This is a genomic window from Ruegeria lacuscaerulensis (assembly GCF_013034745.1).
In the GTDB taxonomy this organism is placed as follows: Bacteria; Pseudomonadota; Alphaproteobacteria; order Rhodobacterales; family Rhodobacteraceae; genus Ruegeria; species Ruegeria lacuscaerulensis_B.
On sequence record NZ_WQGP01000005.1, the window covers coordinates 125,527 to 150,101 of the forward strand.

Sequence of the window (24,575 nt, forward strand, 5' to 3'; positions counted from 1 at the left end):
CTGTCCGATGACCTCTTCTGATACCCCACACGCTCTTGGGTTTTGGATGTGTACCGCCTTGGTGGTGGGCAATATGATCGGGTCGGGAATTTTCCTGCTGCCGTCGTCTCTTGCAGCGTTTGGGCCGATCTCGATGGCGGGATGGGTTCTGACCGCCGGAGGAGCCATCGTCCTGGCGCTGATCTTCGGACGGCTGGCGCGCCTGTCTTCTGATACCGGTGGGCCATATGCCTATGCCCGCGAAGGCTTTGGGGATTTTGCAGGGTTCATCATCGCGTGGGGCTATTGGATCGCCCTTTGGTCGGGAAATGCCGCCGTGGCCGTGGCCTTTGCTGGATATCTCAGCGTTATGGTCCCTGCCGTGGGCCAAAGCGCATTGGCCGGGTTGGCCGCTGCACTGGGGTCGATGTGGTTGCTGACTTGGATCAACGTGCGCGGCGTGCGTGAAGCGGGGATCATTCAGGTCGTGACCACCGTGATGAAACTGGCTCCGCTGCTGGTGCTGATCGTTTTGGGCTTTGCATATGTAGACAGCGCTAATTTCAAACCGGTGAATGTCAGCGGAATGTCCAACATCTCGGCGATTTCAACTTGTGCTGCGCTGACACTGTGGGCCTTTGTGGGGCTGGAATCGGCGACCGTCCCGGCAGGTGAGGTCAAAGATCCCAAGCGCACCATTCCCCGCGCCACGATCCTTGGCACATGCGTGGCGGCATTGATCTATATCGCGACAACCTATGTGGCGCTCGGTGTCGTGCCCTCGTCACTTTTGGCGGGAAGCAATGCGCCGCTTGCCGATGTCGCCACAGTCATGTGGGGCTTCGGTGGCGCTGTCTTTATCGCCATCGGGGCCTGTATCTCAACCTTTGGGACGCTGAACGGTTTTGTTCTTCTGACTGGGCAGGTGCCCCTAGGCGCGGCCCGCGACGGGTTGTTCCCGGCCTATTTCGCGCGCCTGTCCCGCTCAGGTACACCGGCCTTTGGGTTGATCGTGTCCAGTCTTCTGGCCAGTGCCCTCATTGCCATGAATTACACACGGTCGCTGGCCGAGCAGTTCGAATTTATCATCCTGCTGGCCACGCTGTCGACCCTGATCCCCTATCTGCTATGCGCCCTGGCCGAGATCATGATCCGTGCGCGTCGGGGCGACCACATCCGGCTGTCACCCAACATCCTTATCCTTGCCACGTTGGGCTTTGCCTACGCGCTCTGGGCGATCTACGGCGCGGGTGAGGATGTGGTTTTCTGGGGCGTTCTGCTGCTTTTGGCAGGTCTGCCCATCCATGTCTGGCTGCGCTGGCAGTCCGGCAAAGCAACACCGAAGGAGACATCATGACTGGATTTGGAGCCCATTCCGAGATTGGCAAACTTCGCAAGGTGATGGTGTGCGAACCGGGCCTTGCCCATTCACGCCTGACCCCGGGCAACGCAGCCGAGCTTTTGTATGATGACGTTCTATGGGTGCACAAAGCCCGTGCCGATCACGCTGATTTCCGCATGAAAATGGAAGAGCGCGGGGTCGAAGTGCTGGAATTCCACGCTTTGCTAGAGACGACACTCAAGGACAAAGATGCCCGCAACTGGGTGCTGGAACGGCGGATCACGGAAAATCAGGTTGGCGTCGGCATGCTGACTGAGTTGCGCGGATGGCTTGATGAAATGCCGGCCAAAGAACTGGCCAGGTACCTGATCGGCGGCATCGCGGTCGAGGATATGCCCTTCAAGCCCTCGGGCATGTTCGGCAGCTACCTTGGCCCTCTGGGATTTGTGATCCCCCCAATCCCCAACACGCAGTTCACCCGCGACAACAGCTGCTGGATCTACGGCGGTGTGACGGTGAACCCGATGTATTGGCCCGCGCGGCGGCCTGAAACGCTGCTGGTCACCGCGATTTACAAGTTCCACCCTGATTTCAAGAACGGGGATTTCGAAATCTGGTGGGGCGACCCCGACGAAGATCATGGCGCGGCCACGGTCGAGGGCGGCGATGTCATGCCCTGGGGCAATGGCAGCGTGTTGATCGGTATGGGCGAACGCACCAGCCCGCAGGCGGTGGGTCAGGTGGCACGCGCGCTGTTCGCCAAGGGAGCGGCGGAACGGGTTGTGGCCTGCCAGATGCCACGCAGCCGGGCGGCCATGCATCTGGATACGGTGTTTAGCCATTGCGACCGCGAAACCGCGACCGCTTTTGTGGATGTCTGTAACGAGATCCAGTGTATCAGCCTGCATCCGGGCAACAAAGAGGGCTCGATCGAGTTCCGGCGTGAGGACAAACACCTGTTTGATGTCGCGGCAGAGTGCCTTGGCATCAAATCGCTAAACATCGTGCAGACCGGTGGTGATGCGTTCAATCAGGAGCGCGAGCAATGGGACGATGGCAACAACGTGGTCGCGCTAGAGCCCGGCGTGGTCGTGGCCTATGACCGCAACACCTATACAAACACGCTGCTGCGTAAGGCGGGTGTCGAGGTGATCACCATTTCCGGGTCCGAACTGGGCCGTGGACGTGGCGGAGGGCATTGCATGACCTGCCCGATCTGGCGCGACCCCGTAGATTATTGAGACTGATGACGAAAAGGAGACGAAGACGATGGCATTTAACCTCAAGGGCCGCAGCTTCCTCAAACTGCTCGACTTCAACCAGCGCGAACTGCGCTATCTTTTGGACCTGTCACGCGACCTGAAACGTGCGAAATACGCCGGATCCGAGATTCAGCACCTGAAGGGCAAGAATATCTGCCTGATCTTTGAAAAGACCTCGACCCGGACCATGTGTGCCTTTGAAGTAGCGGCGATGGATCAGGGCGCGGGCGTCACCTATCTTGGGCCCTCGGGGTCGCAGATCGGGCATAAGGAAAGCATGAAAGACACCGCCCGCGTGCTGGGCCGGATGTTCGACGGGATCGAATACCGTGGCTTCGGTCAGAATCTGGCCGAAACGCTGTCCGACTATGCGGGTGTGCCCGTCTATAACGGCCTGACGGATGAGTTCCACCCGACCCAGATGCTGGCCGACCTTTTGACCATGCAGGAATATGGCGAAAAACCCTTGCATGACATCAAATATGCCTATGTTGGTGACGGGCGCTCGAACATGGGTCATTCGCTGATGATCGCGGGCTGCATGATGGGTATGGACGTGCGCATCGGCGCCCCGAAAGAGCTGTGGCCCTCGGACGAATTCCGAGGTCCCGCCGAAGAGGCCGCCGCGCGCTATGGCGCCAAGCTGACCATCACCGACGATCCGAAAGAGGCGGTGGACGGCGTGGACTTTATCCATACCGATGTCTGGGTCTCGATGGGTGAGGCAGCCGAGGTCTGGGAAAGCCGGATCAAGGAGCTGACACCTTATCAGGTCAACAGCGATCTGATGGCGGCGGCGAACAATCCGAACGTCAAATTCATGCATTGCCTGCCCGCTTTCCACAACACGGAAACCAAGGTGGGCGAGGACATCCATCAGAAATTCGGCATCACCGAAATGGAAGTGACCGAAGAGGTGTTCGAAAGCCCCGCCGGGATCCAGTTCGAGCAGGCGGAAAACCGGATGCACACCATCAAGGCGGTTCTGGTCGCCACATTAGGGAGCTGAGCCATGCGCATTGTCGTCGCCCTTGGGGGCAATGCGCTGCTGCGCCGCGGTCAGGCCTTGACCGCGGAGAACCAGCGCGAAAACACCGCCATCGCCGCCGAGGCGCTGGCCACCATCGCCGAAGGCAACGAGCTGATCGTGACCCATGGCAATGGCCCACAGGTCGGCTTGCTGGCGCTGCAAGGCAATGCTTACAAACCGGACGAAGCCTACCCTCTGGACGTGTTGGGGGCCGAGACCGAAGGCATGATCGGCTATATGGTCGAACAGGAGCTGGGCAACCGCCTGCCGCAGGAAACCCCTCTGGCCACGCTGCTGACCATGATCGAGGTCGACGCCAAGGACCCCGCCTTTGACAACCCGACCAAGTTCATCGGGCCTGTTTATGAAAAGGCCGAGGCCGAACGGCTGGCCTCTGACAAGGGTTGGGACATCCGTGCCGATGGCGACAAATGGCGGCGGGTGGTCGCCTCACCCCTGCCCAAGCGGATTTTCCAGATCCGGCCGATCAAATGGTTGTTGGAGAAACAGACCGTGGTGATCTGCGCCGGTGGCGGCGGAATCCCCACCGTCTATAACGACGCGGGTACGCTGGAGGGGATCGAAGCGGTGATCGACAAGGATCTGGCCTCAGAACTGCTGGCTCGCGAAGTGGGGGCGGACCTGTTCATTTCAGCCACCGATGCGGACAGCGTCTATTTGGACTGGGGCACTGATGATCAACGTGGCATCAAGACGGCAACACCTGATGCGATCGACGCCTATGATTTCGCCGCAGGCTCGATGGGTCCCAAGGTGGATGCCGCGGTTCAGTTCGCCCGCTTGACCGGCAAATCCGCCGCCATCGGCGCCCTGGCTGATCTGGCTGGGATCGCGGCCGGTACCAAGGGAACGACCATCCGCGACGACGCTGGTGAAACCGTGTTTCACTAACAGGGAGACGTCGCAAGCAAAGCAGAACGGGCCGTCGTGCCCGTCAATTGGCGTCCGAGTGTTTCGGCACATTCGGGTTTTCTTGCCAACCCGCGGCTTTCAATTGCGACAGCACAGCGCTCGCGTGATCGGGATTGATGTATAGCCCGTTCAGCGCGACAGAAGGATGAAAATCGGGCCAAATCTGTGCCAGTTCTGAAAGAAGCACTTTTGCCATATCTGTCTGACCATCAGCTTGATAGGAGGCGGCTTTGAAAAGCAGTGTCAACTCACTGACGGGACCTCCGGAAGCAATGGCCGTATCAAAGGCCGAGATAGCGGCTTCGTAGTTGCCCAAATGGAAACTCGCGACGCCAAAAATGTTTCGATGTGCGTGATGCAATGCCGCAGCTCTGCGTGGCTGTTCCGGGTCAGAAATCATCTGAGCGGATTTAAAATCACCTGTCAGTAAAAAGATCACCGTGCTGAAATCCAAAACCCGCGCATCCATGTCACTGAGTTTGAAAGCCCGATCCGCTAATTCTTTTGCGGTTTCCAAGTCACCCGAAGCAAAAGCCAGCCATGCTTGAGACGAGATTGACCACCCATTCGTCGGGTCAAGATCGACCGCCTTTTGCGACATCTGCGACGCTTCGCGAAGCATCGCCTGCCGCCGGGTTTCATCCGGGGACAGAATAGCCAGAGTTGACAGGCTGTGCGCGGCACCTGCATAGCCGCCTGAATACTCGGGATCGATGCGGATGGCCTCTTTGAACATTTGCGTGGCCGAATTCTGATGATCTGTATCCGCTATGGGAAACAAAAGTTCGCTGGCCTTTTGCGACATGTTGGCAGCCTGCAATGTTGCCATTGATTTTGCCGCCAGAGCCAGCCGTTCCTGCGCAGCATTGCTTGTGTTTTCTGTTTCTGAGGGTTGCGGCGTTTCCTTAAAAGACATCCAGAATACAACTGCCAAACTGACGATCGCGCCGACCATCAGAATGGGCCAGAGCGCGGGCATTCGTCTTCACTGAGCACGCGCATGTTGTGGTCCTGGCCGATCTGCCTGCGACCGTGCTTCGAACCGCGGCGTATAGTGGCCTTTGTCGATATGGATAAGCACTGGGTCATCCGCACCATCCGCGCCATAATATTCCGCGAGCGCCCGTCGCAACCTACGCGCATCAACCCGAACAACGTTGTCGCTGCCCTTGGTGGGGTCGCGCCCATAAACATCCTGCGCGATAATTTTGCCGACAATGGCTTGCCCCCGACCGTGCAGGCTTTCGTCGACAACGTAAGTCAGAAAGTCCTGCAACCGCGCCGAGGCTGACAACTGCGGGCTGTTGAGAACTCTGGACAACGCCTCTCGGATCTGGGCTTCGGTCAAAGGCTCGTCACGCTTTTCCATATTCGATGCGCCGCTCATCTCAGAGTCGCTTAAGTCAACAAAAACAAGTTTCTAAACCGGTATGAAGTCACGGCTTCACGTCGTATTTCACCGTATAACCCCTATCGGGTCCTTTCAACCGCGCTCATGCTGCCATGCATGGCTCTGCATATTGACAGATCGGAACTATACCCTTCGACGGTCGAATTGTACCTGCCGGACCGGCAGGTGCTTATCACGCAGCTTCGGCAATCCAACGTAGTTTTCGCCGAAATCTGCCGCGACTACGAGCTGCTGGCCGGTGACCTGAACGCTCTGATCCGATGCCGTCCCAGCTCGCATCCGGGAACACAGGCCGAACGCGACCTTCTGCTTGAAAGCCTGCAGGGGCTGGTCCGCGAAATCGAAACCGTACTTGAACGCAATCTTGGGGGCTGAACGCCAGCCGCGCGGATCCGATCAACTTATTGGAAACAGCATAGAGGAAAGGGAAATTGAAATGAAATTTAGTCTGGCAATCTGTGGCGCAGCGGCAGCTGTGCTTTCGTCGGATGTGGCGGCTCAGCCCATCATCCACGACGCCGAACATTACATCCTTCATGCTCAGCACGGCGAGCGGTGGGCGACCGAAGATGCCGCGCTTCAGGAAAAACTCGATGCGCTTGCGGCTGAACACGGCACCAAACCCAACATCATCCACATCATGTGGGACGACACCGCCGTGGGCGAGGTTGGCATCCCCGAAATTCAGGCCGTGCGTGGGTTCGAGACCCCCAATATGAACCAGATGGCGGATGAAGGGATCAACTTCATGCGCATGTATACCGAACCCGCTTGCACCCCCACGCGGGCAGCATTTCAGACCGGTCGCTACGCCGTGCGCAGCGGGATGCACACAGTGTCCTTCCCCGTTGAATATTCAGGCATGGATGCTGAGGAGGTGACCATTGCCGAGGTCCTCTCGGGTGCCGGGTACAACACCGCGTTTTACGGCAAGTGGCACCTGGGGGATACCGAGTTCTCATACGCCCACAACCAGGGTTATGACGAGGCCTTGTTTACCCCCTACAATCAGGTTCCGTCGATGTGGATACCGCAGGCCGAGGTCGGCAACGTGATCACCGGCCTCTATCCGGACTTCTATGGTGAAGACAAATATGACATCGACAACTCCTGGCAGCCGTTGGGTCAGGTCTGGACGCTTGAGGGAACCAAAGGCGGCGAGACGCTGGAATGGGGCCCGCCGCCCAATATCGAGAACTATTGGGATATCGAAACAGAAGCGCAGCGCCGGACACTGGCGTTCATCGACAAGAGTGTCGAGGAGCAAAAGCCTTTTTTCATCGCTTATCACCCGATCCTGGCGGCATTTTTTCCTGATCCGCGCAAGACGCAGAAAGACACGGCCAACAAGAACCTTGCGCAAGAAGGTCTGGTTGCAATCGATCAATTCGTGGGAGAGTTGTTTGACTATCTCGAGGCCAAGGGCATCGCTGAAAACACGCTGGTGATCGTGATGGCCGACAATGGTCCATTCATTCACTACGGGCCGCGTGGCATGGTCGAGACGCTGTATACAGGCGGTAAGGGTGACTTTACCGAAGGCGGTGTGCGGGTTCCGGCAATCGCGAAGTGGCCGGGTGTGATTGAGCCCGATCAGATCGTGGGGGACATCTTGCATGTCAGCGACCTTTTCACCACCTTCGCGCGCCTTGGAGGTGCGATGGATGCCATCCCAACCGACCGGGTGATCGACGGTGTCGATCAGACCTCGCTGTTGCTGAACGGAGACGGCTTCAGCCGCCGCGACTATGTCATGATCTATCAGGGTCCCAACCTGTCGGCTGGCGTCAAGGGCCGGTTCAAGCGGGATTGGAAAAACGCAACTCCCGGCCTGTCGAAGAACGAGTTCTATGATCTCTATACCGACCCGCGCGAGAAAACCGGCGAGATAATCGAGCAGTTCCACATCAAGTCGATGTTCAATCGCCAACGCGCTCGGCACGAGCTGTGGATGGACCAATATCCGAACCGTCCCGATCCAACTCCGGGGCCTGCCCTGACGGGTATCGCAAACGAACGGCCCGAGACGCGGCAGCTTTATACCGCTCCAGTCGAGGTCGAGAATTTGCCCTTCACGCCCGAGCAGATCAACAACTGTCCGCGTCCGTTCTCGGATAGTGACATGTAACGCCGCTGGTACGGGTCAGAGCCCCTTGGGGCTCTGACCTTTTCAAGCTGGAAACAGGTTTCTCAACGTGATTTTGCAACTCAGCACCCCTGGAGTTCTATCGCTTTTTATAAACGATCATCCGGCGCTTGCTGAAATCAGTCATCAGTTTCATCGAGTGAGATTTTACAGGCATGTTGCAGGGCACCTTTGTGCTGACCCAGTACTTTTTGTATCCCACCCGGCTATTTCCAACTTAACTCTGGTGAATTTGTATTTGTGTGTCCGTCGATATGGATTTTGAAAACCCTGACGTCGTGCCCGTTGCTTGCAGCGGGCCTCGACAATTCGAGATTGAACCCATCGCTGGGTGATCGAAAACGTCAGATCCTCAAGGATTTTCATCTGGTTGCGGTCGGCTGGACCAGAGGATCAACAGCAGGAAGGAAATGTTGAGGGCAACGTTTAAGGGCGCTCCGACCAAGACCGAGCCAGTGCTGTCGGTGCAAAACCAGACCCATGCGGTGATCTGTGCCACTTTGGCTGCGGCGGCAGGGGATATCGGCACAACGTAGGTTCCCAACGCCCATTGCATCGCGCCTAGCCCGGCCGTCAGACCGCCAACAATTGCAAGCAACAATGGCGCTGGGACGGTGATATCGGCTGCAACCGAGTGGATCGGCCAATACGCCACTGTCAGAAAAATATGCGCCAGACTGTGCAAGGCAGGCAGTGCGGTCAATGTAAATAGAACTCCGGTGGCGACCAATGCCGTGCCCGACCGTCGCATTGCGATGTGTTGTGGGGTCATGACGCCCTCCTTTCGATGGTGTCCTTCATGCGGTCGGGGCGGGTCGAGATCAATTACGTCAGAGGTAAGTGATTTCTACCTGCAGGGTCACTAAGGTGGCACCATGACCCCGTATTCCAGTTTGCTGAAAGAATGGCGGAAGCTTCGGCGGATGAGCCAGCTTGACCTGGCGACCGAAGCCAATGTCAGTGCGCGACATATATCCTTTCTCGAAACCGGTCGGTCCCGGCCCAGCCCAGATATGATCCTTCATCTTTCGGACGTTATGGATGTACCTGTCGACGCCAGAAACCAGATGCTGCAGGCAGAAGGTTTTGCCGCCCGCTTTGCCAAAACACCCTTTGACGACGCCGCCATGGCCCCGATCCGCGATGCCGTAGAATGGACACTGAAACAGCATGACCCCTATCCGGGGATGGTGTTGGATCGGGTTTGGAGGATCGTCAGATTGAACAAAGCGGCCGAGCTTCTGTTTACACCGCTTGGGATCGAAACCGGGCAAAGCCTGTTGGCGCTTGTTACAAGCCCGGTCATGGCCGAGCTAGTAGAAAACTGGCCCGAGGTTGCGCATCATACAATGCTGCGTTTGCGCTCGGAAAGCGCGAATGCTGGCGGGTTGCCCGAATTGGACGCTGCGGCCAAGGCGCTTGCGCCCTATGCAAGCATCCACAGGGATATGGTTCCCGGTCCAACGGTTCCGGCGATCTATCGTTTTGGGGAGCAACGGGTGTCGATGTTTGGGACTGTTGCGCAATTCAGCACAGTGACGGATGTCACTCTGGATGACTTGAAGATCGAACTGTTCTTTCCATCCGACGAAGCAAGCGCAAGTTTTCTGAGGGAAATCTCAAGTCCGAGACATGGCGGGTAGAATACGGTCGAGCGTCTTGACGGCGCACCCCTGATCAAATGATCATCGGTTCACTGTCATGGGGTGCCCTGAAGGAAAACCGATGGAAGTGTTTGGTAGTGAAGCCCAGCGACAAATGTCCACCACGGGCGAGCATCTTTTGCATCTGCTGGGGGACGACCCTCGGTTCTGTAGCCATGGGCGGGGTATTCAGGTTTCCAATGAGTATAGCGAGGCATTGGATGATGCCTATGCAATGGCCCGGATCCTTGGCGTGACCGCGATAGAGAGCATACCACGTCCTGAGGTTGCGAAAACGCTGGCAAAAATTGAAAGCCAGGGTTTCAAAACAGATACGATAGCCTGCTATCTGGGAGGTCTGAATTGCGTTGACATCGCGCGCCACGTTGTCGAGACGCGGACGCTGCCCGAGGATTTGACCGTGCGCGTGATTGATCGCGACTCTCCGCCGGAATGGCTGGAAGCTTTTGCCGAAGTTGCATTGAGCCACGGAGTTTTGCCGCCGATCGGACCGGTTATGCGTGGAGTGTCCCGGCCCGGGTTTGCCATGGTCGCCGTTGACAGGTCGGGTACACCGGTCGCAACCGCGGGCTCGGTTCTGTGTCATCCACCCAGCAGCCCGTTGCATCGTCGCGCGCAATGGGGTCAGCTTTCGACCAAACCCGAGCGTATGGGCGAGGGGATTGCGACAATCTTGGGGGCAATGGCTCTGATACACTCTCATGAACAGCTTGGCGCTGCGGGGTTCAAGACGGGCATTGCGCCCGGCAATGTTGCGTCTGCCTGTTTGTGTGAAAGGCTTGGATTGCAGGACAGCGGCAGCGACATTGTCGCGATCATTGACCCTAAGCTTTTCGCAGAAGACCGGTTGACCAAATGAGCCGTGCAAAAGGGAAATGCTGTATTCTGTCACCAACACGTGAAAGGGCCCGGCTGAAACGTTTTTGAAAACCAATGTGGGGCGCAAAATTGTTGCACTGGCAAAGCTTATGAACCTTGGGCCCGCACCTGTGATGCAGCAGAAATCAAACCCGACAGGTCGGGCCTGAGTGAACAAACCCCGGAGTCGCAAAATGTCAAAGTCCAATCAGATTAAGAAAATTCAAACGCAGGGCGTGCACCACATCACAATCAACGGAGCGGACCGACAGACGTCGATTGATTTCTGGGAAGGGGTTCTGGGAATGCCGTTCATTTTTGATCAGCCGAACCTCGACAACCCTAACGAGGGGCATCTGTATTTTGACCCCGGCGATGGGCGCCTCATCACAATTTTTACCAATGAAGACCGGAAACCGGATGCGACCCCTGTACCAGAGGCCATCGGGTCTTTGCATCATCTCGCGTTCAACGTCAGCCAAGCCACATTCTGGCAAGTGGCAGCGCGTTTGGATGCGCGGGGCGTTGATAACACGGGTCCCGTCGATCGGGGCTTCATGGATTCGATCTATTTCCGCGATCCGCTGGGGCTCCGGCTTGAAATTGCAAGCTATAGGTTCGAACCGCCCGAAGGCTGTCGCCATGCTGATGTACTGCTAAAAGCGCATAAACTTCGCGTCGCGCGCGGGGATCATCACATCAACCGGGAACATCTGGCAGATGCAATCGAAATGCTGGTTGAACAGAGTCAAAATTCGCTGTCGGCGGATCGCTCTGTGCGCAAGGGATACTGAAGATCTTTGGCTTTTCGCACTAAAGAGTGAGGCGGTGATCCGGTAGGGTTCTGAAGCCGCCAGAATTGGAAAGAAAAGACCGGGCTTGCGTTGAAGCCCGGTCTTTTCTTTGGTGCCGCGGGGTCAGATCCTGCCCGATAAGGTCAGGAAATCTCGCCCATGCAGAGGTATTTGATCTCGAGGAAATCCTCGGTCCCGTATTTCGAGCCTTCACGGCCCAGACCGGATTGTTTGACACCGCCGAAGGGCGCGACCTCGGTCGAGATCAGACCGGTATTGATGCCCACCATGCCCGATTCCAGCCCTTCGGCCACGCGCCAGACGCGCGCCAGATCACGGCTGTAGAAATACGAGGCCAGACCGAATTCGCTGTCGTTGGCCATGGCGACGACGTCGTCCTCGTCCTCGAACTTGAACAGGGGCGCGACAGGGCCGAAGGTTTCATCCTTTGCGACCACCATGTCGCGGGTCACACCGGTCAGAACGGTGGGTTCAAAGAACGTGCCGCCAAGGTCCGAGCGTTTGCCGCCCAGCGTGACCGTTGCGCCCTTGGACACCGCGTCCGAGATATGTTCCTCGACCTTGGCGACGGCCGCGTCATTGATCAGCGGGCCGGTGGTGACACCGTCACCGAAACCGTCGCCCACGTTCAGGGCTTTGGTCTTCTCGGCCAGCTTGGCGGCGAATTCGTCATAGACGCCCGCCTGCACATAGATGCGGTTGGCGCAGACGCAGGTTTGGCCGTTGTTGCGGAATTTGGCGATCATTGCGCCATCTACGGCAGCGTCCACGTCGGCGTCGTCGAACACTATGAACGGCGCGTTGCCACCCAGTTCGAGGCTCATCTTTTTGATCGTGCCTGCCGCCTGCCGCATCAGGATCTGGCCAACACGGGTCGACCCGGTGAAGGTGATCTTGGCCACCTTGTCATTGGTGCACATCTCATTGCCCACGCCCGAGCTGTCAGTGCCGGGGATGACGTTGAACACACCTGCCGGGATGCCCGCACGTTCGCCCAGAACAGCCATCGCCAGCGCAGACAGAGGCGTCAGCGTTGCCGGACGGGCCACAAAGGTACAGCCTACAGCCAGTGCCGGACCAACCTTGCGGGCAATCATGGCGTTGGGAAAGTTCCACGGGGTGATCGAACCGACCACGCCCACAGGCTGTTTCAGAACGACAATGCGTTTGTCACGCTGATGGCCGGGGATGACGTCGCCGTAGACCCGCTTGGCCTCTTCCGAGAACCACTCGATGAAAGACGCCCCGTACAGGATCTCGCCCCGCGCTTCGGCCCAGGGTTTGCCCATCTCGGCGGTCAGGATCGTGGCTAGATCGTCGGCGTTTTCCACCATCAGATCGAACCATTTGCGCAGGATTGCGGCGCGCTCCTTGCCGGTTTGCGCGGCCCATTCTTTCTTTGCCGCATAGGCCGCGTCCACGGTTCGCGCGGTGCCTTCGATGCTGACATCGGTCACATTGGCGATCAGATCGCCGGTTGCAGGGTTGTAAACGGGAAAGGTCGCTTCACCCTCAACCCATGTGCCGTTGATATAGGCGCGGGTTTCCAGAAGGCTGGGATCTTTCAGCTCCAGCTTGGTCACTTTGGTATCCAGCATGTTCAGGCTCCTTTGGCAGCGTCGACCGAGGCTTCGAGGATATCCATCGCCTCGGCGAAGATCTCGTCCTGCACCGTCAGCGGTGCGAGGAAGCGAATTACGTTCCCATATACGCCACATGTCAGCAGGATCAATCCGCGCTTAAGCGCCTCGGCCCGCACGGCGTTGGCCATCTCGGGGTTTGTTGCGCTACCGTCGGTGGTGTTGAACTCGGTCGCGATCATGAAACCGGGGCCACGAATGTCGACGATCTCGGGTGTACGGGCGCGGATCGATTCCAGACGTTGTTTCAGACGCGAGCCCAGCTCGTTTGCGCGGGCGCACAGGTCCTCTTCTTCGATCACGTCCATCACCGCATGGGCGGCGGCGATGCCCAGCGGGTTGCCGCCATAGGTGCCGCCCAGACCGCCGGGTTGCGCCGCATCCATCAGGTCGGCGCGACCCGTGACTGCGGCCAACGGCAGACCGCCCGCCAGACCTTTGGCCATGGTGGTGATGTCGGCGGCCACGTCATAGGCTTCCATCGCGAACAAATTGCCGGTGCGGGCAAAACCCGTCTGCACTTCGTCTGCGATCATAACGATGCCGTGTTCGTCGCACAGGGCGCGCAAGCCGCGCATCAGTTCGGCCGGGGCGGGGTAAAAGCCACCTTCACCCTGAACCGGCTCGATGATGATGGCAGCAACGCGGCCCGGGTCCAGATCGGCCTTGAACAGTTTGGTCAGCGCGCCCAGCGAATCCTCTGTCGAGGTGCCGTGCAGCTCAACCGGGAAAGGGACGTGATAGGTGTCGGGCATCATCGCGCCGAAGCCGGCCTTGTAGGGCTGCACCTTGCCGGTCAGCGACATGCCCATGAAGGTGCGGCCATGGAAGCCGCCACCAAAGGCGATCACGGCGGGGCGGCCGGTGGCTGCACGGGCGATTTTTACGGCGTTCTCCACCGCTTCGGCACCGGTGGTCACAAAGACGGTCTTCTTGGTGAAATCACCCGGCACCTTTTCGTTCAGACGCTCGGCCAGACGGATGTAGTTTTCGTAAGGCAGAACCTGATGGCAGGTATGAGTAAAGTTCGCGGCCTGCGTCGTGACCGCCTCCATAACCTTGGGGTGGCAATGCCCGGTATTCACAACGGCTATGCCTGCGGCGAAATCGATGTAACGCTTGCCTTCGACGTCCCACACCTCGGAGTTCGCAGCGCGGTCCACATAGACCTGCGTCTGCATTCCCACGCCTTGCGCGATCGATGTGTTGCGGCGTTCAGCAATCTGAGCATTCAGCATATTGCGTCCTTTCGGGTTGTCGGGCGCGCGCCCGTAAATCTGATCGCGTGACTGTAGTAGCCACAGGTTTGAGCGAAAGCCTGTTTCTTGCCAACCATAAGCCCTTGATTTACGGTCCCTGCACCCCTCAAGTGATGCGGATAGTGAACATGAAGAACGCCAATCAGGATGATCTGACCCTTGGATTGCGCCTGCGCGCCCTGCGTGAACGCGCGGGTCTGTCACAGCGGGCGTTGGCCAAAAAGTCGGATGTGCCGAACTCGACCATCTCGCTGATCGAGTCGGGCAAGATGAACCCCTCGGTCGGAGCGTTGCGGCGGATTTTGCAGGGTATTCCGATTGGCATGTCCGACTTTTTCTCGTTCGAGATCGAGGCCGAGCAGACCGTGTTCTATGCTGCAGAAGACCTGACCGAGATCGGCAAGGGCGGGCTGTCGCTGCGGCAGGTGGGATCGAACTTGCACGGGCGCGCGATGATGATCTTGCAGGAAACCTATGATCTGGGCGCGGATACCGGACGTGTAATGTATGGCCACGAGGCCGAAGAGGGCGGCGTGGTGATTTCGGGTCGGGTCGAGGTTACGGTGGGCGATCAACGCAAGGTGCTAGGGCCGGGGGACGCCTATTATTTCGACAGCCGCACCCCGCACCGGTTCCGTCAGGTTGGACCGGAAAAATGCCGGATCGTCAGCGCCTGTACCCCGCCGACTTTCTGACCGTCATCGCGGATGCATCCGCACTATGAACCATAGTGTTGCAATGAATGACCAGTTGATCCACAGTATGATTCATAGTGCGGGATTTTCCCGCATGTCTCATCGGGCGCTCCCCCGCCCAATTCGGAGATTTGAGATATGAAAAAGAAGCCTGCCACCCTACCTCGCGGCTATCGCACCTGCACGGCATCGCTGGCTGTTGCGGACGTGCCCGCGGCGCTGGCATTTTACGAAAAAGCCTTTGACGCCAAGATTCAGGCCTTTGACGCGGATGAGGCCCCCGGCTTTGCCGCCATCAAGATCGGCAACTCGATGCTGTTCGTCACTGCGGGTTGGGGCGCACATGTTCCGACAGTTGCGGGCACCGTTACCCCGGTGGGCCACCACATGTATGTCGAAGACGCGGATGCCGCGCTGGAGGCCGCTTTGGAAAACGGCGCAACCCTGATGGCCGAGGCAATCGACACCTATTGGGGCGAACGTTGCGCCACGGTTGCCGACCCGTTTGGCCATATCTGGACACTGGCGACGCGGATCGAAAATCTGAAGTCTGAAGATATCAGCGAGCGCCGCAGGGCCCTGTTCCGCGCCATTCAGGATCAGGATGCTGAAGCTGTGGTCGAGACCACTGAGCCGGCAAACCAGACCGTGGCCGCGTGATCCGTCATATGCTGATCTACAGACGGATCGTGGGGTGCCGGAATGGGTGTGTTCATTAACAGGCTAATCATGAACGACGTTCCCTTTCCCACTTTCACGATCCGCCAGAACGACTTGGCCATCCTTGCCGCTGAGAACCGGATCGGAGACTATCCTGTCGCCGTGCGCACTGCGCGCGAGGTAGTTAGCGGCGGCTTTGCCAACCACTCGGCGCATCCCAACACCTGGACGGTCTATTTTTTGGTCGACGGTCAGTGGGCGCTGGTGGAATCCACGCGCGGTCTGCGGCGGGAATGGTCCAGTCTGGACCGGTTGGAGAAATGGCTGCGTAGTTGCGGGTTCCGGTTCTTTTGGGTGCGCAACGATATCGACTTTGTGGAATCCCCCGGCGAGGAGGAGGCCGACTAAATCACCCCCTTGCGGATCGTGGGCTTGCACCAATCCGTGCTTTCATGTTCCGATGAAGAACGCCGGACCACCTCGGCGGTCGCAATCGGCAAGAAGAAGAGACAAACAAGATGACCCCTTTTGCGATAACCGGAATTCAGATGCATGTGGGCGCGTTGCAGTCGAATGTAGATGCGATGCTGCACCGGATCGACATCATGATGGCGCGGTTTCCCTGGACCCAGATGGCGCTGTTCAGCGAGTTGGCCCCCTATGGTCCGCTCGACCGGTTTGCCCAGCCTTTTCCCAATGACGATCTGTCGCGTTTTCAGGACGCTGCGCGTCGCTATGGAATTTGGCTGATCCCCGGCTCGATGTTCGAAAAGCGCGAGGACGGGCGGATTTTCAACACCTCGGTGGTGATCAACCCCGAGGGTGAGATCGTTTCGAAATACTCGAAGATGTTCCCGTTCAAACCCTACGAACAGAGCATTTCATCCGGCACGGAATTCTGCATTTTTGACGTCCCGGATGTGGGTCGGTTCGGCCTGTCGATCTGCTATGACATCTGGTTCCCCGAAACCACTCGCCACCTGACCAGCCAGGGGGTCGAGGTTCTGCTGCATCCGGTGTTGACCGGCACCACTGACCGTGAGGCCGAATTGTCGATTGCAAAGGCCACCGCGGCGCAGTTCCAGTGTTACGTGTTCGACGTGAACGGTCTGGCCGCTGGCGGGGTGGGGCGGTCGCTGGTGGTTGATCCCTCGGCCACGGTGCTGCACCAATCGGCGGGGCAAGAGGACATCTTCCCCATCGAGATCGATTTGGATCAGGTCCGCCGCCAGCGCGAGGTCGGGCTGAAAGGTCTGGGTCAGGTCCTCAAAAGCTTCCGCGACCGCGAGGCGGATTTCCCGGTTTATGACCGGGCCAGCGGAGCAGATGCCTATTTGCACACGCTGGGGCCGCTGCGCATCCCGCAAAAGGGCGATGTTGCCGGTGTTGCCGCTTCCGACCCCAGAACAGCGCTGGGATACAACGAAGATACCTCGACCAAGCCCGATAATCTTTATCTCTACAAAGGGCGCTCAGGCACAGACTGATACCAGCGCAGCTTTTCGGGAATTGCAGAAAGGACATTGATCTCATGCACGGCTTATCCGACAGCGAAAAGCTCCACACCATCTCGGACTATTACAGCGCCTCGCAATTGCGGGCGGACAGGTGGAGCGCGCTGCGGGAAACAGCCGAATCTCTGGATCAAAACGCCGGTGACTCTGATCGGGACAGGGCGCGCCGTCTGCTTCAGGCACTGGCCCCTATCGAGGTTTATTTCGCGTTTCCTGGCGCGTCGGCGTTTGACTATTTGCGCAGGCTGCTGGACCACGGCAATTTCGGCGATTTCTCGACCGCCGTGCGCCGGGTCTCGCGCGCGCTGACATCGGGGGCGTATCGGCGTCGCTCGATCCCTCTGATCGCGGATGAGACCGAGGGCGACGAGTTCGAGGATGAAGCGGCTCAAAGCCACGAAGCTCGTGCGCTGGGGCGACCCTATTTCGAGGTAATGATCGTCGACAATGTCAACGAACATCAGGAACGGTTCCTGCAATCCAGCCTGCAACGGATGCGCCGCAGCGAAGACCCGTTCATTTATGAGACCGTCGTGGTGCCCAGCGTCGAGGATGCGCTGATTGGCGTTCTGTTCAACCAGAATGTGCAGGCCGTGATCGTTCGTCCGGGTCTGAGCCTGAAGTCCAAGAACGAAACCAACGTGTTGGGGCGCTATATCAGCCTTTACGGCGAAGGCGCAGATCTTGATGCGCTGTCCCCTTCGGAATACGGGCCGGAAACCTGTCGCCGGATTGGAATGCTGCGCCCTGAGCTGGATGCCTATCTGATCACCGACCGCTCGGCCGAGGATATCGCCGGGCTTGATCTGGGCCTGTGCCGGCGGGTGTTCTATAATCAGGAAGATTTTCTGGAACTGCATCTGAACATCCTGCGCGGGGTGCAGCGGCGGTTCAAAACCCCGTTCTTCACCGCGCTGAAAGAATATTCCAAGCAACCCACCGGCGTTTTCCACGCCATGCCGATCAGCCGCGGCAAGTCGATCAGCCGTAGCCATTGGATTCAGGATATGGGGGCGTTCTACGGGTCGAACATCTTTATGGCCGAAACCTCGGCCACATCGGGCGGGCTGGATTCTCTGCTGGAGCCACGCGGCCCCATCAAGGAAGCGCAAGAGGCCGCCGCCCGTGCGTTCGGATCAAAACAGACCTTCTTTGCTACCAACGGTACCTCGACCTGCAACAAGATCGTGGTGCAGGCGCTGGTACGCCCTGGCGATATCGTTCTGGTCGACCGTGACTGCCACAAATCGCACCATTACGGCATGGTGCTGGCGGGGGCGAGCGTAGTCTATATGGACAGCTACCCTCTGCACGACTATTCGATGTACGGTGCGGTGCCGATCCGCGAGATCAAGCACAAGCTGCTGGCCCTGAAAGCCGAGGGCAAGCTGGATCAGGTGCGCATGGTGCTGCTGACCAACTGCACCTTTGATGGCATCGTCTACAACGTTCAGCGGGTGATGCAGGAATGTCTGGCGATCAAGAAAGACCTTGTGTTCCTGTGGGATGAAGCCTGGTTCGGTTATGCCCGTTTCGCACCCAACACGCGCGTGCGAACGGCGATGCGCTCGGCCAATATCCTGCGCGAACAGTTCCGCTCCGCAGACCATTCCGAAGCCTATGCAGCCCAACAGGTCGAGCTGGAGGGCGCGGATGATGAGACCCTGCTGAACACCCGTCTGATCGCCCCGCCGGACGCACGGGTGCGTGTCTATGCCACGCAATCCACACACAAGACGCTGACCGCGCTGCGGCAGGGCTCGATGATCCACGTCTACGACCAACAGTTCAAAGGCGCTGTGGAAGAAGCGTTTCACGAAGCCTACATGACGCACACCTCGACCTCGCCCAACTATCAGATCATCGCTTCGTTGGATGTTGGCCGCAGGCAGGTCGAGATCGAAGGTTATGAGTTCGTCCAGCGTCAGGTCGAAAGCGCCATGGCGATCCGCCGGGCGGTCACGACGCATCCGCTGCTGAAGAAATACTTCAAACTGGTCACGGCGGGCGACATGATCCCCGAGGAGTACCGCGAAAGCGGTATGAGCAGCTATTTCGATCCCGATCAGGGCTGGGCGGACGTTTGGGATTGCTGGGCGAAGGATGAATTTGTTCTGGATGCCACCCGGATTACGCTGCATGTGGGCGCAACGGGCTGGGACGGTGATACGTTCAAGACCAAGATCCTGATGGACAAATACGGCATCCAGATCAACAAGACCTCGCGCAATACCGTGCTGTTCATGACCAATATCGGCACCACGCGCAGCTCGGTCGCCTATCTGATCGAGGTGCTGGTCGAGATCGCCAAGGAGCTGGACGATCTGATGGACGATGCGTCCAAGATGGAAAAGCGCGCCTTCGACAAGCGTGTCCGCAACCTGAGCGAACACGTCCCGCCACTGCCCGACTTCAGCCGCTTCCATGATGCGTTCCGCTGTGTTGAAGGCACCGAAGCGGGCGATATCCGCACCGCGTTCTTCCTGTCCTATGACGAGGACAATTGTGACTACGTGGAACCCGATCATGACATGCTGGACCGGCTGGAGGCGGGCGAAGAAATGGTCTCGGCCACCTTCGTGATCCCGTACCCGCCCGGCTTTCCTATTCTGGTACCGGGGCAGGTGATCAGCCCGGAAATTCTTAAATTCATGCAGGAACTGGACGTGTCGGAGATCCACGGTTTCCGCGCCGATCTGGGCCTGCGCGTTTTTACCGAAGACGCTTTGAAATCAGTCAAGAAAACATAAGGGACTGGGAGGACCATATGCCTAAGAAGGTGCTGAAGAACATTTCGGAAATCCGCCGGTATTTCCACACCAACAAGGACCCGATCTATTTCGTGTCGGCGACTAATTTCAACTTGTTGGGGTTGGATGAGTGGGTGATGAACTTCACCTATATCTGCTACATGGATTGCTTTGACGGGCGGCATCCTAACGTGTTCGTGCCATCTGAGATGCCGCATGACGAATTCCAGTCGATCGAAGACATCAACAACTATCTGCTACAGCACAAAGAGGTCATTGACCTGGTCAAGCGGCGCGGTGGCAAGCCCAAATTTGTGTTCCTGATGTTCGATGAGACGACCGAGAAACTGGTCAAGGAACTGGGTGGTCAGCTGTGGTTCCCCAAAGCCAAGCTGCGCACCAAATGCGACAACAAGATCGAAACGGTCCGCATCGGCAACAAGGCGGGTGTGCCGTCGGTGCCCAATACGCTGAGCGTGGTCAAAAGCTATGATCACCTGAAGAAAATTTGCGACAAAGCCGGGTTGGGGCATGATCTGGTGCTACAATCGGCCTTTGGCGACAGCGGTCACACCACTTTCTTCATCAAATCCGAGGCGGATTTCAACAAACACAAGGATGAGATCGTAGGCGAGGGCGAGATCAAGATCATGAAGCGGATCGATTGTCGCGGTGCGGCGATCGAGGCCTGCGCGACGTCCGAAGGCACTATTGTGGGACCGCTGATGACCGAGCTCGTGGGCTTCAACGAACTCACCCCCTATCGCGGCGGTTGGTGCGGGAACGAGATATTCTCGACTGCCTTCCCACCCAAGGCGCGCGAACAGGCGCGGCAGCTGACCTTCCAGTTCGGCGAGGAACTGCGCAAATCCGGTTATCGTGGCTATTTCGAACTGGATTTCCTGATCGACAAGAAAACCGATGAGCTATGGCTGGGTGAGCTGAACCCGCGTATCACTGGGGCCAGTTCGATGACCAACCATGCGGCTTTTGCCCATGCCGACGCGCCGCTGTTCCTGTTCCACCTGCTGGAATTTTCGAAGAAGCCCTTCGAGTTGGATGTCGAGGAACTGAACGCCCGTTGGGCCGACCCTGACATGATCGACAGTTGGTCGCAGATGGTGATCAAGCATACCGATGACAGCGTCGACCGCATCACGCAGGCCCCGCAATCGGGCATCTACAAGATGCTCGAAGATGGCCGTGTGGTGTTTGACCGCTTCGACTATCACCGCCGCGCAGTGGGAGAGAATGAGGCGTTCTTTCTGCGCATCTCGAATGTCGGCGACTACCGCTATGAAGGGGCCGATCTGGGCATTCTGGTGACGCGGGGACGGTCAATGACCAAGGGGTTCAAGCTGACGGACAAGTCGAAAAAGTGGATTCACGGCATTACGTCGGCCTACGCCGCCGAACCGCTGCCAGCCGCGCAGCCGATGGAAGATCCTGCGTTCAAAATCATGTAGAAGGCCTCATGGCGCTTGTTTTTCGCTCAATCGACGAGGAACAGCCCGGTCCCAAGCTGGCCGGGCTGTTTGCCGAATACTGGCCCGCCTACCATAAATGGTGGGTGCAAGAGGGGTATTCGGCGCGGCCCACCTATCGCGAATGCTTGCGCGCGTTGCAAACGCACATGCCCGAGATCCTGCCGCTATATGAAGAGGTGGTTGAACTGGTGGGCGGCAGCGACAGTCAGGCGCGGTTTCTCAGCTTTTATTGCCCGCCCAAATATCTGTCGGGGTGTAGCCAGGCGATCTGGCGTGGCAAGACACCCATTTTGGTGCGCAACTACGACTACCACCCCAAAACCTTTGACGCTGCATTGTTGAAAACCCGCTGGGGCGGGCGCGGCGTGATCGGGATGAGCGATGGCATTCTGGGCCTGCTGGATGGCATCAACGATACCGGCCTTACGGTCTCATTGACCTTTGGCGGTCGGCGCGAGGTGGGCGACGGCTTCGGCGTGCCGCTGATCCTGCGCTATGTGTTGCAGACCTGTGAGACCACGGCACAAGCGGTAGATGCGCTCTGCCGCATTCCCTGCCACATGAGCTATAACGTCACCGTTCTGGACGCGAAATACAATCACAGCACGGTCTATCTTGCCCCTGACCGGCACCCTCAAATCTCAGATGTGTCGGTGGCGACAAACCATCAGGGGCAGGTTGAGTGGTCCAAACATGCGCGGTTTACCGCAACGGTCGAACGGGAACGGTTTCTGCTGAACCGCCTGAACCAGCACCCCGAAAGCGAAAAGCGTTTCATCGACGCGTTCCTGCGCCCGCCGCTTTATTCCACCGCCTTCAAATCCGGGTTCGGGACGCTTTATACAGCCGTCTACCGGCCCGCGAAGAAACAGCTGCAACTTCTGTGGCCCGGCGCTGCATGGGTCGTGTCTTTTGACCTGTTTGCGGAAGATGATCTGACCTTGTTGCTGCCCGATGCGGCCGAAGCGGTGGTTTGACGTCAGGTTTACGGGCCGTATCCTCAGGGAAGCCACTGTGTGTTTCGACATTAAGTGCCAGTAATGCCCGGGCTAGATTCGCGTTCTGGCTCGATCCGTTACAATCGGATGCGCTTCCTTTTCCGGAACTGCAATTTCACCCAGGCGAATGCGATCGGGTTTAGCTGAGCAACGTAGCCAGCCCTCCACCGGCTGCCTTTCGCATTTCGGTAATGGGATTTGCGTTCGCCAACGCGGGTCAGGCTTTCTCCGGTGGTATCGCCCACACCTGAAAATATGCGGACCTTGTTGAAGCGGGCGGCATCGTGGCGGTGCGGTTTGCTTAGAAACTGTCGAAGATCCTTTTCGTCCCTTGGATCGGCATATTTAGCGAGCACATCGATGGGTATGGCCGAAGTGACCGACTTGATGGCACACAGCGCGCCATCCTGAATCTTTTTGGCGCGTTGGAGGTTTTCAGCTTCTGCCTTACTGACGTCAGACGTTTTCCAAGCGATTTCGCCCTGCGGTTTTTCCTGTAGACCCAGAACGCTGCCATGATCGGCAGAAAAGAAGAATTCTACGATATCGCGGAAGTCTTCGACCCAAGGATACATGAACAGAGGAAGGCCATTGGAGGCGGCGAAACTTTCGTACTCCAGCCCATTTCGGCGCAGAATAGAGGCAGCCTGAGCGCTCGTGCCAAAATAAAGACCCAGAACATGTGCGTCCTTGCCGATAATCTCATCAATAGACCGCTGTAAACTGCCGCGCCACCCGACGTCGAAGATGGCTGTATGTGTGCCTTCAGGGAAGACCGAGCGGTAGTAGTCGGACAGGACCTCCTTTTCATGCGCGAAAGATTGATAGAAAGCGTCAGGGTTTTCACGCAACAGGTTCAGGATGGTGCGGCGGCGCTCTTTTGTCAGTTCGTCCGTGCCGGATAGGCCGGCGTCTGTAAATAGAGATTTCAACAGCGGGCCTGCGGAAATCTTCCCGAGAAACGCGTCGAGCGTTTGCGAACCCTCAAGCGTGGCATGCAACATTCCCGCGATTGTATCAGGGTCTAACTCGGTAAAAGGAAGGGTCAACAAACGCCGGGAAGCAGCGACATATTGAGTTTCATATCCTTGCGGCCAAAGTAGATCGAAAACAGCTTTTGGAAACATTCCATCCCGTGCCAGAAACGCGAGCCGCGAAATGCCCTGTTTGTCCATTTCCCGCTTTATCCAAATCAACAGCGATGTAATGAGCGGAGCAATCATCAAGGCGCCAAACGCTTCAAGATACTGGTCGTCGGACAGTTTTCGAAAGTCGACATTTTCCGAGTCGTAGTGATGTGTTTCCAAGTAGTTGGCGGTAAAAATCTGTGAGATCGGCTGCGTTCCATTCAGCAGACTAGTGTGTCGCCGGGGTTTTGGAGATCGCGTTGGCAGGTCTTTGCTGGCCAGTAGCACATGCGATATGAACCCTGCCTGCGTCGCCATTTTCCCGTCTGCATGGCGGTTGTCGCCAATGTGGAGGATCTGGTTGCGGGGTACATCAAAATGCGCTGCGACGTCGTCAAACAGGCTGCCCGTGTGCTTGGTCTTACCCTGTTCACCGGAGACGAAGACGCGCTCCCATCCGGTTATACCCTTTTGCGTCAGGAGATCTTCCAACTCGTCTTTCGGCAGGTACATGTCCGAGGTGATCACCCAACGCGACTTACTGTCCTGAATACGTGTCAGAAGTTTTCTACCCAGGCTCGTCACATGCAACAGATCGCGTTCAGTCCGAAGTTCCAGCTGTTTGATCTTGTCAGCCTGATTTTTTGTGCAATTTGTCAGTTGCGCGAAACAGGCATAGATCTGATCCAGCGTCACGTCTTCGATCCGCTGTGCGGAAGCATCCTCTCGCGCCATTGCCTCGGCGCCAGTGCGATAGTCTTTGAAATGTTGGGTAGCTAGGAGGACCTCAGGGTGGTCCGCCATGAATTCGAACAGATCAACAGGAGACTTGCAGTGGCGGAACAGAAGCGTGTCGAAAATATCGACCGATAGAAAATCAAAGGAATCGACGCGTTCGAGCAGTTGATCGCTTGGAGCCAAGTTGTTCATACCTGTTATTTAAGTTCGAGCCCTGTTGAAGGTGGCAACCAATTGAAACCGGGATCTGACCACCGCATTTTATCG

Annotated in this window: 22 protein-coding genes; 16 read left to right on the forward strand and 6 right to left on the reverse strand. The window is 57.7% G+C overall.

The window, feature by feature from the left end; all coding sequences use genetic code 11:
• Nucleotides 1-7 precede the first annotated feature (7 nt).
• The 4 genes from GOV79_RS11610 to arcC are packed head-to-tail and all read left to right on the forward strand — an operon-like array spanning nucleotide 8 to nucleotide 4,525.
• Nucleotides 8-1,336: an amino acid permease gene (locus tag GOV79_RS11610; RefSeq protein WP_170789895.1), complete on the forward strand. Its 1,329-nt coding sequence runs from the start codon at nucleotides 8-10 to the stop codon at nucleotides 1,334-1,336.
• Nucleotides 1,333-2,562, forward strand: a complete 1,230-nt coding sequence (locus GOV79_RS11615; RefSeq protein ID WP_170789896.1) for an arginine deiminase — start codon at nucleotides 1,333-1,335, stop codon at nucleotides 2,560-2,562. The genes GOV79_RS11610 and GOV79_RS11615 overlap by 4 nt, the downstream gene beginning before the upstream one ends.
• Before the next feature lie 28 nt (nucleotides 2,563-2,590).
• Nucleotides 2,591-3,592: an ornithine carbamoyltransferase gene (gene argF, locus GOV79_RS11620; RefSeq protein WP_170785704.1), complete on the forward strand. Its 1,002-nt coding sequence runs from the start codon at nucleotides 2,591-2,593 to the stop codon at nucleotides 3,590-3,592.
• Nucleotides 3,593-3,595: 3 nt separating this feature from the next.
• Nucleotides 3,596-4,525 carry a carbamate kinase gene (gene arcC / locus GOV79_RS11625; RefSeq protein WP_170789897.1) on the forward strand — a complete coding sequence of 310 codons (930 nt, stop codon included), beginning with the start codon at nucleotides 3,596-3,598 and terminating at the stop codon, nucleotides 4,523-4,525.
• A 43-nt stretch (nucleotides 4,526-4,568) separates the two neighbouring features.
• Here the strand turns inward: arcC and GOV79_RS11630 are convergent, their stop codons facing one another.
• Both GOV79_RS11630 and GOV79_RS11635 read right to left on the reverse strand, forming a co-directional pair.
• On the reverse strand, nucleotides 4,569-5,501 hold the full coding sequence (locus GOV79_RS11630) for a tetratricopeptide repeat protein (RefSeq protein ID WP_170789898.1): 933 nt from the start codon (nucleotides 5,499-5,501) through the stop codon (nucleotides 4,569-4,571).
• 30 nt (nucleotides 5,502-5,531) lie between these two features.
• Entirely contained in the window at nucleotides 5,532-5,933 is a 402-nt protein-coding gene (locus tag GOV79_RS11635; protein WP_170789899.1) for a helix-turn-helix domain-containing protein, read from the reverse strand.
• Nucleotides 5,934-6,053: 120 nt separating this feature from the next.
• On the opposite strand from GOV79_RS11635, the gene GOV79_RS11640 reads away from it, so the two are divergent.
• Entirely contained in the window at nucleotides 6,054-6,332 is a 279-nt protein-coding gene (locus GOV79_RS11640; RefSeq protein ID WP_170789900.1) for a hypothetical protein, read from the forward strand.
• A gap of 61 nt (nucleotides 6,333-6,393) precedes the next feature.
• Nucleotides 6,394-8,085 carry a sulfatase-like hydrolase/transferase gene (locus GOV79_RS11645; RefSeq protein ID WP_170789901.1) on the forward strand — a complete coding sequence of 564 codons (1,692 nt, stop codon included), beginning with the start codon at nucleotides 6,394-6,396 and terminating at the stop codon, nucleotides 8,083-8,085.
• A gap of 370 nt (nucleotides 8,086-8,455) precedes the next feature.
• Here the strand turns inward: GOV79_RS11645 and GOV79_RS11650 are convergent, their stop codons facing one another.
• Nucleotides 8,456-8,875: a hypothetical protein gene (locus GOV79_RS11650; RefSeq protein ID WP_170773252.1), complete on the reverse strand. Its 420-nt coding sequence runs from the start codon at nucleotides 8,873-8,875 to the stop codon at nucleotides 8,456-8,458.
• Nucleotides 8,876-8,978: 103 nt separating this feature from the next.
• On the opposite strand from GOV79_RS11650, the gene GOV79_RS11655 reads away from it, so the two are divergent.
• The 3 genes from GOV79_RS11655 to GOV79_RS11665 all read left to right on the forward strand — a co-directional run bounded on the left by GOV79_RS11655 (nucleotide 8,979) and on the right by GOV79_RS11665 (nucleotide 11,419).
• Nucleotides 8,979-9,746 (forward strand): helix-turn-helix domain-containing protein, encoded by a 768-nt coding sequence (locus tag GOV79_RS11655; RefSeq protein ID WP_269150133.1) that lies wholly within the window; start codon nucleotides 8,979-8,981, stop codon nucleotides 9,744-9,746.
• Nucleotides 9,747-9,828: 82 nt separating this feature from the next.
• Nucleotides 9,829-10,626, forward strand: coding sequence for a hypothetical protein (locus tag GOV79_RS11660; RefSeq protein ID WP_170789903.1), 798 nt, complete (start codon nucleotides 9,829-9,831; stop codon nucleotides 10,624-10,626).
• A gap of 211 nt (nucleotides 10,627-10,837) precedes the next feature.
• Nucleotides 10,838-11,419: a VOC family protein gene (locus tag GOV79_RS11665; RefSeq protein WP_170773595.1), complete on the forward strand. Its 582-nt coding sequence runs from the start codon at nucleotides 10,838-10,840 to the stop codon at nucleotides 11,417-11,419.
• Nucleotides 11,420-11,562: 143 nt separating this feature from the next.
• Here the strand turns inward: GOV79_RS11665 and GOV79_RS11670 are convergent, their stop codons facing one another.
• Nucleotides 11,563-13,038, reverse strand: a complete 1,476-nt coding sequence (locus tag GOV79_RS11670) for an NAD-dependent succinate-semialdehyde dehydrogenase (RefSeq protein ID WP_237215846.1) — start codon at nucleotides 13,036-13,038, stop codon at nucleotides 11,563-11,565.
• A gap of 2 nt (nucleotides 13,039-13,040) precedes the next feature.
• Nucleotides 13,041-14,318 carry a 4-aminobutyrate--2-oxoglutarate transaminase gene (locus GOV79_RS11675; protein WP_170789904.1) on the reverse strand — a complete coding sequence of 426 codons (1,278 nt, stop codon included), beginning with the start codon at nucleotides 14,316-14,318 and terminating at the stop codon, nucleotides 13,041-13,043.
• A 149-nt stretch (nucleotides 14,319-14,467) separates the two neighbouring features.
• Between GOV79_RS11675 and GOV79_RS11680 the strand changes: the two genes are divergently transcribed.
• From GOV79_RS11680 to GOV79_RS11710, 7 genes are all read left to right on the forward strand, one after another.
• Nucleotides 14,468-15,034: a cupin domain-containing protein gene (locus GOV79_RS11680; protein ID WP_170789905.1), complete on the forward strand. Its 567-nt coding sequence runs from the start codon at nucleotides 14,468-14,470 to the stop codon at nucleotides 15,032-15,034.
• A 138-nt stretch (nucleotides 15,035-15,172) separates the two neighbouring features.
• On the forward strand, nucleotides 15,173-15,694 hold the full coding sequence (locus GOV79_RS11685; RefSeq protein WP_170789906.1) for a VOC family protein: 522 nt from the start codon (nucleotides 15,173-15,175) through the stop codon (nucleotides 15,692-15,694).
• Between the two features lie 69 nt (nucleotides 15,695-15,763).
• Entirely contained in the window at nucleotides 15,764-16,102 is a 339-nt protein-coding gene (locus GOV79_RS11690; protein ID WP_170789907.1) for a hypothetical protein, read from the forward strand.
• 110 nt (nucleotides 16,103-16,212) lie between these two features.
• A complete protein-coding gene (locus tag GOV79_RS11695) occupies nucleotides 16,213-17,181 on the forward strand; it encodes a carbon-nitrogen hydrolase family protein (protein WP_170773267.1) in 969 nt (322 codons plus the stop codon).
• A 44-nt stretch (nucleotides 17,182-17,225) separates the two neighbouring features.
• Nucleotides 17,226-19,958 carry an aminotransferase class I/II-fold pyridoxal phosphate-dependent enzyme gene (locus GOV79_RS11700; protein WP_170789908.1) on the forward strand — a complete coding sequence of 911 codons (2,733 nt, stop codon included), beginning with the start codon at nucleotides 17,226-17,228 and terminating at the stop codon, nucleotides 19,956-19,958.
• 17 nt (nucleotides 19,959-19,975) lie between these two features.
• A complete protein-coding gene (locus GOV79_RS11705) occupies nucleotides 19,976-21,424 on the forward strand; it encodes a biotin carboxylase (RefSeq protein ID WP_170785722.1) in 1,449 nt (482 codons plus the stop codon).
• 8 nt (nucleotides 21,425-21,432) lie between these two features.
• Nucleotides 21,433-22,422, forward strand: coding sequence for a C45 family autoproteolytic acyltransferase/hydrolase (locus tag GOV79_RS11710; RefSeq protein WP_170789909.1), 990 nt, complete (start codon nucleotides 21,433-21,435; stop codon nucleotides 22,420-22,422).
• Nucleotides 22,423-22,520: 98 nt separating this feature from the next.
• Here GOV79_RS11710 and GOV79_RS11715 read toward each other — a convergent pair whose 3' ends face one another.
• Complete coding sequence (locus tag GOV79_RS11715) at nucleotides 22,521-24,500, reverse strand: HAD-IA family hydrolase (RefSeq protein ID WP_170789910.1); 1,980 nt, start codon at nucleotides 24,498-24,500, stop codon at nucleotides 22,521-22,523.
• Between the last annotated feature and the right edge of the window lie 75 nt (nucleotides 24,501-24,575).